We start from the raw sequence: 12,890 nt of genomic DNA, 5'->3' as shown, positions 1-12,890 counted from the left end.
AGGTTAGGAATGAATCGTATCTTCCGTAATACCATCTTTTATTTACTGATATTCTTAGTAGTAATTGGAATCGTGAGCTATTTTAATGGTTCGACACAAAAAACGACATCAGTTAGCTACGACAAATTCATTACTAAACTAGAAAGCGGTGAAGTGCGTAATGTGCAACTTCAACCGAAAAATGGTGTATTTGAGGTAAAAGGACAATTCAATAACTCTAGCCAAGGAGAACAATTTGTTACTTATGCACCAAATACTGAGGAATTACAAAAGAAAATCAATGATAAAGCGAAAGGTGCCGAAGTTAAGTATCAACCAGCAGAAGAAACAAGTGCTTGGGTAACATTCTTTACTTCAATCATTCCGTTTGTCATCATCTTCATTTTATTCTTCTTCTTATTAAACCAGGCTCAAGGCGGCGGTAGCCGTGTTATGAACTTCGGGAAAAGTAAGGCGAAGTTATATAATGATGAAAAGAAAAAAGTTCGTTTCAGAGATGTTGCTGGGGCGGATGAAGAGAAACAAGAACTTGTCGAGGTAGTTGAATTCTTAAAAGACCCTCGTAAGTTTTCTGAAGTTGGTGCCCGTATTCCGAAGGGTGTCCTATTAGTTGGACCTCCAGGTACAGGTAAAACTTTATTAGCACGTGCTGTTGCAGGTGAGGCTGGCGTTCCATTCTTCTCTATCAGTGGTTCTGACTTTGTAGAGATGTTTGTCGGTGTCGGTGCATCACGTGTACGTGATTTATTTGAAAATGCAAAGAAAAATGCTCCTTGTATCATTTTCATTGATGAAATTGATGCAGTAGGTCGTCAACGTGGCGCAGGTCTTGGTGGTGGTCATGATGAGCGTGAGCAAACATTGAACCAGTTACTTGTTGAAATGGATGGATTCGGTGCAAACGAAGGTATTATTATCATTGCTGCGACAAACCGTCCAGACATTCTTGACCCAGCGTTATTACGTCCAGGTCGTTTTGACCGTCAAATTACAGTAGATCGTCCAGATGTAAATGGCCGTGAAGCTGTACTGAAAGTACATGCGCGTAATAAACCGCTTGATGAGCATATTAATTTAAGAGCAATTGCGACTCGTACACCAGGATTCTCTGGTGCGGATCTTGAAAACTTATTAAACGAAGCTGCTTTAGTAGCTGCACGTCGAGATAAGAAGAAGATTGATATGAGTGATATCGATGAAGCAACGGATCGTGTTATTGCAGGTCCAGCTAAGAAAAGTCGTGTTATCTCTGAAAAAGAACGTAATATCGTTGCTTTCCATGAAGCAGGCCATACTGTAATTGGTGTTGTTCTTGATGAAGCTGATGTCGTTCATAAAGTAACAATTGTCCCTCGTGGTCAGGCTGGTGGATATGCGGTAATGCTTCCGAAGGAAGATCGTTACTTCATGACAAAGCCAGAGTTACTTGATAAAATCACTGGTTTACTTGGTGGTCGAGTAGCTGAGGAGATTGTATTTGGTGAAGCAAGTACAGGTGCTCACAACGATTTCCAACGTGCAACTGGTATTGCAAGACGTATGGTTACGGAATTCGGTATGAGTGATAAGCTTGGACCGATGCAATTTGGTAGCTCACAAGGTGGTCAGGTATTCTTAGGAAGAGACTTCCATTCAGAACAAAACTACAGTGATGCAATCGCACATGAAATTGATGTGGAAATGCAAACAATTATTAAAGAATGTTATGCTCGTGCGAAACATATTCTTACTGAAAAACGAGATAAGCTTGATATTATCGCGAAAACGTTACTTGAAGTAGAAACATTAGACGCAGAGCAAATTAATCATTTATATGATTATGGCAGATTACCTGAGCGTCCAACATCTTCAGATGATGTGAAAGTAAACATCAATATGAAGAAAGACGATGAAGATAAAGAAGATAAGTAAGAAATGAAGGAGTGACTATCGTCACTCCTTTTTTGTTTGTTAAGATTTTTGTTAATTACTATTAAGGGCTTAGTGGATAAAGTAATTTAAGTAAAACTAGTATTAAAAATTGAAATAGAGAGCAATCTTTTTGTAAAATGATGAGGATAGGAAAGCTGATTATATAAGTATGTGTGATATGATGTTTTTATAAGTTTTATACATACTACACAAATATAGATTAAATAAGATAAGTGGTGAGAATATGATTTTTGTATTGGATGTAGGGAACACAAATGCTGTACTAGGCGTGTTTGAAGAGGGGGAACTTCGTCAGCATTGGCGCATGGAAACAGATCGTCATAAGACAGAAGATGAATATGGAATGCTTGTAAAACAGTTACTTGATCATGAGGGTCTTTCGTTTGAAGATGTGAAAGGTATTATTGTGTCTTCAGTCGTACCACCAATTATGTTCGCTTTAGAACGTATGTGTGAAAAATATTTTAAAATTAAACCGCTTGTAGTAGGGCCTGGAATAAAAACGGGGCTAAATATTAAATATGAAAATCCACGTGAAGTAGGCGCAGATCGAATTGTAAATGCAGTAGCGGGAATCCAATTGTATGGAAGTCCACTTATTATTGTTGATTTTGGTACGGCTACTACATATTGTTATATTAATGAAGAAAAGCATTATATGGGTGGAGTTATTACGCCAGGAATTATGATTTCAGCAGAGGCTTTATATAGTAGGGCAGCAAAACTTCCTCGTATTGAAATTACAAAACCGAGCAGTGTTGTTGGGAAGAATACAGTAAGTGCGATGCAATCAGGTATTCTTTATGGTTATGTAGGACAAGTGGAAGGTATTGTTAAGCGTATGAAAGAAGAAGCTAAACAAGAACCGAAAGTTATTGCAACAGGTGGATTGGCGAAATTAATTTCAGAAGAATCGAATGTAATTGATATTGTAGATCCATTTTTAACGTTAAAAGGCTTGTATATGTTATATGAGCGTAATGCAAATTTACAGCATGAGAAAGGTGAATAAATAAGTATGAAAGATTATTTAGTAAAAGCGTTAGCGTTTGATGGAGAAGTACGTGCGTATAGTGTACGTACAACGAATACAGTAAGTGAGGCACAAAGACGTCATGATACATGGAGGACAGCTTCGGCGGCACTTGGTCGTTCTTTAACTGCAGGTACAATGATGGGTGCGATGTTAAAAGGTGATCAAAAGTTAACGATTAAGGTAGAAGGTAATGGTCCGATTGGCCCTATCTTAGTAGATGCTCATGCAAATGGGGATGTACGTGGCTACGTAACGAATCCACATGTTGATTTTGAAGGAACGGAACAAGGGAAATTACGTGTATATCAAGCTGTAGGTACAGAAGGGTTTGTAACAGTAATTAAAGATATTGGTATGCGTGAGCCGTTTATCGGTCAATCTCCAATCGTTTCGGGAGAACTAGGGGAAGATTTCACGTATTATTTCGCAGTTTCTGAGCAGACGCCTTCTTCTGTTGGTGTGGGTGTACTTGTAAATGGAGATGACAGCGTATTAGCGGCGGGTGGATTTATCCTTCAAATTATGCCGGGCGCACAGGAAGAAACAATTTCATTCATTGAAGATCGTTTGCAAAAAATCCCGCCTGTATCAACATTGATCGAACAAGGTCTTTCTCCAGAAGAGCTACTATATGCAGTCCTTGGAGAAGATAAAGTAAAAGTATTAGAAACAATGGATGTTCAATTTAATTGTACGTGCTCACGTGAACGTATTGAGAGTGTGTTAATTAGTTTAGGTAAAACAGAGTTAGAGCAAATTCGTGAAGAAGAAGAAGAAACAGAAGTTCATTGTCATTTCTGTAATGAACGATACAAGTTCTCTAAAGAAGATATTACAAATTTAATTGAGAATTTGTAATAAGGGGATTAACCCTCCGAATAGATTGACAAACAGGGAATTTTCTGACAAAATCTAAATATAGATAAAACCAATAAAAATACTCGGTGTTAGGAGTGACAGGAATGCGAGTGGCACAATCAGTTTCAGAATTAATCGGGAAAACGCCGATCGTTAAGTTGAACCGCATCGTAGAATCAGACAGCGCAGATATATACTTAAAACTAGAATTTATGAATCCAGGGAGTAGCGTTAAAGATCGTATTGCACTAGCTATGATTGAAGATGCTGAAAAAAAGGGATTGTTAAAAGAGGGCGATACAATCATTGAGCCAACAAGTGGTAACACAGGGATTGGTTTAGCGATGGTAGCGGCTGCTAAAGGATATAATGCAATTTTAGTAATGCCAGAAACAATGAGTATTGAGCGTCGTAATTTATTACGTGCTTACGGTGCTGAATTAGTATTGACTCCAGGTCCTGAAGGGATGGGTGGAGCAATTCGTAAAGCGACTGAATTAGCGAAAGAGCATGGCTACTTTATACCACAACAGTTCAAAAACCAATCAAATCCAGAAATTCACCGTTTAACAACAGGTCCAGAAATTATTGAACAAATGGGCGACCAATTAGATGCGTTTATTGCAGGTATTGGTACAGGTGGAACGATTACTGGTGCTGGTGAAGTGCTGAAGGAAGCGTATAAAGATATTAAAATTTATGCAGTAGAACCTGCAGATTCACCAGTATTATCTGGTGGGAAACCAGGTCCACATAAAATCCAAGGAATTGGGGCGGGATTTGTTCCGGAGACGTTGGATGTAGAAGTATATGATGAAATTATTCAAGTGAAAACAGAGCAAGCATTTGAATATGCGAGAAGAGTGGCTAAAGAGGAAGGTATTTTAGTTGGTATCTCTTCAGGCGCAGTTATTTATGCAGCAACAGAAGTTGCGAAAAAGTTAGGTAAAGGGAAAAAGGTACTTGTTATTATCCCGAGTAACGGTGAACGTTATTTAAGTACACCACTTTATCAATTTGAATCATAATTAAATGCGATTGAAAAAGCATCCTTGAAAAAGGATGCTTTTTCTTTTTGGATTGGAAATAGGAAAAGAGTGAATGACTAGAAAACTTCATGTAAAATAAGAGGTAGTATAATTAAATTATTTTCACTAGCCTTCGAGTATAATCAATCTCTATATAAATAACTTATGTAGTTGGAGCTGGTTCATCTAAGAGGGTGGGATAAAAGAAGACGGGGTGTTGATATGCAACGAAGAAAATCTTTAGCGCTTTCTATTCCATATCAGTTAGATTTCTTTAAGCAATATAAATTTCTTTCTCAGGATAAGCCGCAACATATTTTGCTGGAAAGTGGACGTGGCGGTCGTTATAACATAGTGGGTTTAAACCCGGTATCGGTAATCCAAGGGAAGGGTGAAAAGTTACATATAAGTGAAAGCGGTAAGGAAACAATAAAAAGAGGGAATCCATTAGATTTAATGCAAGAATATATGGAGAAATGGAAAACAGACTACAATCCAGAGTACCCGCCTTTTCAAGGTGGTGCAATTGGCTACTTTAGTTATGATTGTATCCGTTATATCGAAAAACTCCCTTCTCTTGCAGAGGATGATCTGAATATACCCGATATATACTTTTTATTATTTGACGATGTGTTTGTCTATGATCAAAAAGAAAAGCTATTGTGGATTATTACACATTATGTAGATAAGCATGCAGAAGCAGAAGAACGTTTAAATGAATGGAAGGATCTTTGGGTGGCAGAAGTGCCTGAAGTGACTATGCCGTTTGAACGTCCTAAAAAGAAAAACGAAGCGGTTGCCTTTACAGAAACAGGCTTTATGAAGGCAGTTGAATGTATTCAAGAATATATTGGGGCGGGTGATGTGTTCCAAGTAAACTTGTCGACGAGACAAGAAAGAACTTTACAAACGCATCCACTAGAAATTTATACAAGTCTTCGTGAAATTAATCCATCTCCATATATGGGTTACCTGGAGCTTGGGGATTTTCAAATTGTTAGTGGATCGCCAGAGTTGTTAATTAAGAAACAAGGAACTGAAGTAAGTACAAGACCAATTGCTGGAACGAGATCTAGAGGCGCGGATGAGCAAGAGGATGAAGAATTAGCAAGAGAATTAATTGAGAACGAAAAAGAAAGAGCAGAGCATGTAATGCTTGTGGATTTAGAAAGAAATGATTTAGGGCGTGTTTGTAAATATGGCACTGTAGAAGTAGATGAATTTATGGTAATTGAGAAATACTCACATGTTATGCATATTGTTTCTAATGTGCGTGGTGAGGTGGAAGAAGATAAAGATGCTTTTGATTTAGTGAAGGCTGTATTCCCTGGTGGAACAATTACTGGTGCCCCGAAAATACGTACAATGGAAATTATTGAGGAATTAGAACCTGTTCGCCGAGGGATTTATACAGGTTCAATCGGTTGGATTGGTTATTCTGGAGATACAGAATTGAATATTGTAATTAGAACACTTCTTGCTAAAGATGGAAAAGCTCATGTACAAGCGGGGGCGGGAATTGTAATTGATTCAAATCCGGAAAATGAATATAAAGAGTCGTTAAAAAAGGCGATTGCTTTATGGCGTGCAAAAGAACGTAGCGAAGAAACGGTTAGGTGAGAGAAATGATATTAATGATTGATAATTATGATTCTTTTACATTTAATTTAGTGCAGTTTCTTGGAGAACTTGGACAAGAGCTCGTTGTTAAACGTAACGATGAAGTGACGATTTCAGATATCGAGAATATGAAACCAGATTTTCTAATGATTTCTCCAGGTCCATGTAGTCCTAATGAAGCGGGGATTAGTATGGAAGTTATTAAATACTTCGCGGGGAAGGTTCCGATTTTTGGAGTTTGTTTAGGGCATCAATCTATTGCACAAGTGTTTGGTGGAGAGGTTGTTCGTGCAGAGCGATTAATGCATGGGAAAACTTCGCTTATGCATCATGATGGAAAGACGATTTTTTCGGATATTCCTAATCCGTTTACTGCGACGCGCTATCATTCCCTTATTGTTAAGAAAGAGACGTTACCAGATTGCTTAGAGGTAACATCTTGGACGGAGGAAGGGGAAATTATGGCACTTCGTCATAAGACATTGCCGATAGAGGGTGTGCAATTCCATCCGGAATCTATTATGACTTCTCATGGGAAAGAGTTATTGCAGAATTTCATTCGTAAATACAGTCCAAGTGCGACATTATGTTAATTTACGTAAATGGTCAGTATGTAGAAGCAAGTGAAGCGAGAATTTCTCCTTATGATCATGGTTATTTATATGGTCTTGGAGTTTTTGAAACGTTTCGTATTTATAATGGTCATCCTTTCTTATTGGATGATCATTATGACCGTTTAATAGAGGCGCTGGATACATTGCAAATTAAATGGACAATGACAAAAAATGATGTGATGCTTATTTTGAAAGATTTACTCGCTAAGAATGAATTGAAGCATGCATATGTACGTTTTAATGTATCGGCAGGTATAGATGAAATAGGATTACAAACGGAAATATACGAAGAGCCTTCGGTTATTGTTTTTATAAAACCTTTAACAGCTCCAGGAGATGTAGTAGAAAAAGAAGGTGTTATTTTAAAACAAGTGCGAAATACACCGGAAGGGACATTTCGCCTGAAGTCTCATCACTATTTAAATAATATTTTAGGTAAGCGTGAAATTGGAAATGTTGTGAGCAAGGAAGGTATTTTCCTTACTGAAGCAGGTTATGTTGCAGAGGGTATTGTTTCGAATCTATTTTTTGTGAAAGGTGATGTTTTATATACACCTTCGTTAGAGACAGGTATTTTAAATGGTATCACTCGTGCGTTTATTATAAAGAGTGCTGAAGAATTAAATATAGAAGTAAAGGAAGGTTTCTTTACAAAAGATGAGCTACTTTCAGCGGATGAAGTCTTCGTAACAAACTCCATTCAAGAAATTGTTCCGCTTTATCGTATAGAAGCGCAGGATTTCCCGGGTAAAGTAGGAGTGGTTACAAAAAGTTTAATGTACCTTTATGGAATGCAAAGAGAGAAATTATGGAGCAGAAATGAATTACGAAGAGGAGATGTGTAGTTTGAAGTGGGATTATGATTTACGCTGCGGCGAATATACATTGAATTTAAATGAAAAGACATTAATTATGGGGATTTTAAATGTAACACCAGATTCGTTTTCTGATGGTGGGAGTTACAACGAGGTAGATGCTGCGGTACGTCACGCAAAAGAAATGCAAGGTGAAGGTGCTCATATTATTGATATTGGTGGCGAATCTACTCGCCCAGGTTTTGCTAAAGTATCAGTAGAAGAAGAAATAAAGCGAGTCGTCCCGATGATTCAAGCAGTTTCAAAAGAAGTAAAATTACCTATATCTATCGATACATATAAAGCTGAAGTTGCAAAGCAAGCAATTGAGGCTGGTGCTCATATTATTAATGATATTTGGGGGGCGAAGGCGGAGCCGAAAATTGCTGAAGTCGCAGCCCATTATGATGTACCCATCATTTTAATGCATAACCGTGATAATATGAATTATCGTAATTTAATGGCGGATATGATTGCTGATTTGTATGACAGTATTAAAATTGCTAAAAATGCTGGTGTGCGAGATGAGAATATTATTTTAGATCCAGGTATCGGTTTTGCTAAAACACCGGAGCAGAACTTAGAGGCGATGCGTAATTTAGAACAGTTAAATGTGCTAGGTTATCCGGTTCTCTTAGGTACTTCGAGAAAGTCCTTTATTGGGCACGTATTAGATTTGCCAGTAGAGGAACGCCTTGAGGGAACGGGAGCTACTGTTTGTCTTGGTATTGAAAAGGGCTGTGAGTTTGTTCGTGTCCATGATGTGAAAGAAATGGCGCGTATGGCTAAAATGATGGATGCGATGATTGGTAAGGGGGTAAGGTAATTGGATAAAATTTATATCCACGATATGGAATTTTATGGTTATCATGGTGTGTTTCCAGAGGAGAATAGATTAGGTCAGAGATTTAAAGTTGACTTAACGGTGGAGTTGGATTTAAAGCGTGCAGGGGAAAGTGATGACTTAGAGCATTCGGTCAATTATGGAGAGCTTTTCGAATTATGTAGAAAAGTTGTTGAGGATAGAAAGTATAAGCTTGTGGAGAGTATCGCTGAAAATATTGCTGCAGATATATTAAAGCAATATAAAAGTATTTCACGGTGTACAATTAAGGTGATTAAACCAGATCCGCCGATACCGGGCCATTATCGCGCTGTAGCAGTAGAAATTACGAGAGAACGTCCATGAATAATATAGCGTACATTGCATTAGGGTCAAATATTGGAGAGCGTTATACGTATTTAACTGAAGCCATTCAGTTTTTAAATAAAAGTCCGTATATTCAAGTTGATGATGTTTCGTCAGTGTATGAAACTGATCCAGTTGGCTATACTGACCAAAGTTGTTTTTTAAATTTAGTTATAAAAATTTCTACCAATTTATCACCGCAAGAATTATTGAAAGTAACACAAAAAGTAGAAAATGACCTAGGAAGAAAAAGGGAAATTAGGTGGGGGCCGAGGACTATCGACCTTGACATTTTACTTTATAATCAAGAGAATATTGAAGCAGAGAATCTTATTGTTCCGCATCCGCGGATGTTCGAAAGAGCTTTTGTTATCGTTCCGTTGTTAGAGATTAATCAAGATATAAAACAAAACATTTCACGTTCACAAGTAGAAGAAATGAAAAGGCGAGAGGGAGTAACGGTATGGAAGCAGAAAAATGGGGAAGACGCATTCGTGCTTTTCGAAAGCTAAAAGGCTACACGCAAGAAGGTTTTGCTAAAGAATTAGGGGTATCAGTATCTGTTTTAGGTGAAGTTGAGAGAGGGAATCGATCGCCTTCTCAAGATTTTGTAGTAGAAGTTGCTAAGGCGTTAAATGTTTCGATAGATGAATTAATGCCAAAGTGACTGTGCAGGAAGGAGTAGGTTGATTGTTAAAGATTGCAAATATTGAGATGAAAAATCCGGTTGTATTAGCACCGATGGCGGGAGTGTGTAACTCTGCATTCCGTTTAACAGTTAAAGAATTTGGTGCAGGTTTAGTTTGTGCTGAAATGGTAAGTGACAAGGCAATATTACTGAATAACAAAAGAACATTAGATATGTTATATATTGATGAGAGAGAAAAACCATTAAGTTTACAAATTTTCGGTGGAGAGAAAGAAACGCTTGTAGATGCTGCGAAATACGTAGATAAATATACGACAGCAGACATTATTGATATTAATATGGGTTGCCCAGTACCGAAAATCGTTAAATGTGATGCGGGGGCAAGGTGGCTTCTAGATCCAAATAAAATATACGAAATGGTAGCAGCGGTTGTAGATGCTGTTGAAAAGCCGGTTACGGTTAAAATGCGTATCGGTTGGGATGAAGAACATATTTTCGCAATAGAAAATGCTAGAGCTGTTGAGCGTGCTGGCGGACAAGCTGTGGCGGTTCACGGACGTACGCGAGTGCAAATGTATGAAGGGAAAGCAGATTGGGATATCATTAAACAAGTAAAGCAAGCTGTGAATATCCCGGTTATCGGAAATGGTGATGTCGAAACACCGCAAGATGCGAAGCGTATGCTTGATGAGATTGGTGTAGATGGTGTTATGATTGGTCGTGCAGCTCTTGGGGATCCATGGATGATTTATCGTACGGTAAAGTATTTAGAGACAGGTGAATTAATGCCGGAACCAACAGTCCGTGAGAAAATTGATGTATGTATGTTGCATCTAGATCGTCTTATCGATTTAAAGAACGAAAATGTTGCTGTAAGAGAGATGAGAAAGCATGCGGCTTGGTATTTAAAAGGTGTTCGTGGTAATGCGAGTGTGCGTAATGGTATCAATACTTGCAACACGCGTGAAGACCTTGCGAATGTATTAGGTGCATTTGTAGAAGAAGTAGAGGCGAAACAACAAACGATTTACGTTGGTTAATAAGGAGGACGGAGAAGATTGACATTCTTCTACACACTTCCTATAATTACGTGAAAGAAAGAAGAACTGCCAGTTAGTTGCTGGCAGTTTTTCTAGTTGAGTAGAAAATGCTATACTGTATATATTGTAAAAATTAATAGAGCTGGAGTGATATCAATATCATGGATAACATGAACCACGAAGAATTAAACGACCAATTGCTTGTTCGTCGTGAAAAGCTACATAATTTACGTGAGCAAGGAATCGATCCGTTCGGTAAACGATTTGAACGCACAAATTCAACAACCGACTTAGTAAGTCTATATGGAGAATTCTCTAAAGAAGAATTAGAAGAGAAGGAAATCACGGTTTCTATCGCTGGTCGTATTATGACAAAACGCGGTAAAGGAAAAGCTGGATTCGCACACATTCAAGATTTACACGGACAAGTTCAAATTTACGTTCGTAAAGATACTGTTGGAGATGAAGAGTACGAGTTATTTACGACAGCAGATTTAGGTGACTTAGTAGGTATTGAAGGTAAAGTGTTCAAAACAAACGTTGGAGAACTTTCAGTAAAAGCAACAGGATTTACGCTTTTAACGAAATCTCTTCGTCCATTACCGGATAAATACCATGGATTAAAAGATGTTGAACAACGATACCGTCAACGTTACTTAGACTTAATTACAAGTATGGAAAGTCGTGAAACATTTGTTACTCGTAGTAAAATCATTCGTGAAATGAGAAGATATTTAGATGACAACGGTTATCTTGAAGTAGAAACGCCTATGATGCACGCGATTGCGGGTGGAGCATCTGCTCGTCCTTTCACTACGCATCATAATGCGTTAGATATGGAATTATATATGCGTATCGCAATTGAACTTCATTTAAAACGTCTTATTGTGGGCGGATTAGAAAAAGTTTATGAGATCGGCCGTGTATTCCGTAATGAGGGTGTATCAACTCGTCATAATCCTGAGTTTACGATGATTGAATTATATGAAGCGTACGCTGATTATAATGATATTATGAAACTAACAGAAAATATGGTTGCTCATATTGCGAAAAAAGTATTGGGTACAACAACGATCCAATATGGTGATTATGAAATTAATCTAGAACCAGAATGGACACGTCTTCATATGGTAGATGCAATTAAGCAACACTCTGGAGCGGATTTCTGGACTCCGATGAGTGTAGAAGAAGCGCGTGAGCTTGCAAAAGAACATAATGTAGAAATTAAGGATACAATGGAAGTTGGTCATATCATTAATGAGTTCTTCGAGCAAAAAGTAGAAGATAAATTAATTCAACCAACATTTATTTACGGTCATCCGGTAGAAATTTCGCCACTTGCGAAAAAGAATGACGAAGATCCACGATTCACAGATCGTTTCGAGTTATTTATCGTTGCACGTGAACATGCAAATGCATTCACTGAGTTAAACGATCCAATTGATCAAAAAGAACGTTTTGAAGCTCAATTAAAAGAGCGTGAGCAAGGTAATGACGAAGCTCACATGATGGATGATGATTATATCGAAGCTCTTGAGTACGGTATGCCTCCTACGGGTGGATTAGGAATCGGTATTGATCGTCTAGTTATGTTATTAACAAATGCACCATCTATTCGTGATGTATTATTATTCCCTGCTATGCGTCATAAACAAGACTAAGCTTTGGAGATTTCTCCAAAGCTTTTTTTATTTGAGTATGAGTTGCGTGGGTATAATAGATCTTGATGGTGCGAGAAATTATATTTATATAGAAGAAATGTGCTGTTTTTATACTTTTTTACTAAGTTAAAAATTTTATTAGAAAAACTATTGCATTTTAATGATTAAACTGGTATATTTATATCCGTTGCCACGAAAGGTAACAAGCAAAACAAACGAAAAACAACTTATTGAAAAAAAGTTGTTGACGAAAATATAACAAAATGTTATATTGATAAAGTCGCTTGTGAGCGACAACGTAGTTCTTTGAAAACTGAACGAAACAAACAACGTGAAACGTCAATTTTTATTTTTAGATGCTAGACAAACTAACTTTATTGGAGAGTTTGATCCTGGCTCAGGATGAACG

General features: G+C 37.6%; 13 protein-coding genes. All 13 read left to right on the top strand.

Annotated features, from left to right (window positions below; genetic code table 11):
* Positions 1-9: 9 nt before the first annotated feature.
* The 13 genes from ftsH (at position 10) to lysS (ending at position 12,481) form a co-directional block, all read left to right on the top strand.
* Positions 10-1,911 (top strand): ATP-dependent zinc metalloprotease FtsH, encoded by a 1,902-nt coding sequence (gene ftsH / locus ACS2FK_RS28390; RefSeq protein WP_001079669.1) that lies wholly within the window; start codon positions 10-12, stop codon positions 1,909-1,911.
* 244 nt (positions 1,912-2,155) lie between these two features.
* Positions 2,156-2,944 carry a type III pantothenate kinase gene (locus ACS2FK_RS28385; RefSeq protein ID WP_000578365.1) on the top strand — a complete coding sequence of 263 codons (789 nt, stop codon included), beginning with the start codon at positions 2,156-2,158 and terminating at the stop codon, positions 2,942-2,944.
* A gap of 6 nt (positions 2,945-2,950) precedes the next feature.
* Positions 2,951-3,826, top strand: coding sequence for a redox-regulated molecular chaperone HslO (hslO, locus tag ACS2FK_RS28380; RefSeq protein WP_000656367.1), 876 nt, complete (start codon positions 2,951-2,953; stop codon positions 3,824-3,826).
* Positions 3,827-3,930: 104 nt separating this feature from the next.
* Positions 3,931-4,854, top strand: coding sequence for a cysteine synthase A (gene cysK, locus ACS2FK_RS28375; RefSeq protein WP_001261712.1), 924 nt, complete (start codon positions 3,931-3,933; stop codon positions 4,852-4,854).
* A 222-nt stretch (positions 4,855-5,076) separates the two neighbouring features.
* Positions 5,077-6,474: an aminodeoxychorismate synthase component I gene (gene pabB / locus ACS2FK_RS28370; protein ID WP_001189713.1), complete on the top strand. Its 1,398-nt coding sequence runs from the start codon at positions 5,077-5,079 to the stop codon at positions 6,472-6,474.
* 5 nt (positions 6,475-6,479) lie between these two features.
* A complete protein-coding gene (gene pabA / locus ACS2FK_RS28365) occupies positions 6,480-7,067 on the top strand; it encodes an aminodeoxychorismate/anthranilate synthase component II (protein ID WP_063546187.1) in 588 nt (195 codons plus the stop codon).
* Positions 7,061-7,933 (top strand): aminodeoxychorismate lyase, encoded by an 873-nt coding sequence (pabC, locus tag ACS2FK_RS28360; protein ID WP_016513295.1) that lies wholly within the window; start codon positions 7,061-7,063, stop codon positions 7,931-7,933. Before pabA ends, pabC begins: the two co-directional genes overlap by 7 nt.
* Complete coding sequence (gene folP / locus ACS2FK_RS28355; protein WP_002103948.1) at positions 7,908-8,768, top strand: dihydropteroate synthase; 861 nt, start codon at positions 7,908-7,910, stop codon at positions 8,766-8,768. The genes pabC and folP overlap by 26 nt, the downstream gene beginning before the upstream one ends.
* Complete coding sequence (gene folB, locus ACS2FK_RS28350; RefSeq protein WP_000358070.1) at positions 8,769-9,131, top strand: dihydroneopterin aldolase; 363 nt, start codon at positions 8,769-8,771, stop codon at positions 9,129-9,131. It abuts the gene before it with no gap.
* Positions 9,128-9,643 carry a 2-amino-4-hydroxy-6-hydroxymethyldihydropteridine diphosphokinase gene (folK, locus tag ACS2FK_RS28345; RefSeq protein WP_001059456.1) on the top strand — a complete coding sequence of 172 codons (516 nt, stop codon included), beginning with the start codon at positions 9,128-9,130 and terminating at the stop codon, positions 9,641-9,643. Before folB ends, folK begins: the two co-directional genes overlap by 4 nt.
* On the top strand, positions 9,595-9,798 hold the full coding sequence (locus ACS2FK_RS28340) for a helix-turn-helix domain-containing protein (RefSeq protein WP_000387030.1): 204 nt from the start codon (positions 9,595-9,597) through the stop codon (positions 9,796-9,798). The genes folK and ACS2FK_RS28340 overlap by 49 nt, the downstream gene beginning before the upstream one ends.
* A gap of 23 nt (positions 9,799-9,821) precedes the next feature.
* Positions 9,822-10,820 (top strand): tRNA dihydrouridine synthase DusB, encoded by a 999-nt coding sequence (gene dusB / locus ACS2FK_RS28335; RefSeq protein ID WP_000912249.1) that lies wholly within the window; start codon positions 9,822-9,824, stop codon positions 10,818-10,820.
* 161 nt (positions 10,821-10,981) lie between these two features.
* On the top strand, positions 10,982-12,481 hold the full coding sequence (lysS, locus tag ACS2FK_RS28330) for a lysine--tRNA ligase (RefSeq protein WP_000369686.1): 1,500 nt from the start codon (positions 10,982-10,984) through the stop codon (positions 12,479-12,481).
* Positions 12,482-12,890 lie beyond the last annotated feature (409 nt).

The organism is Bacillus cereus group sp. BceL220 (genome assembly GCF_051776965.1).
GTDB lineage: Bacteria > Bacillota > Bacilli > Bacillales > Bacillaceae_G > Bacillus_A > Bacillus_A cereus.
The sequence above is the reverse complement of the archived record's forward strand: the minus strand, read 5'-3'. Positions and strand labels throughout refer to the sequence as shown.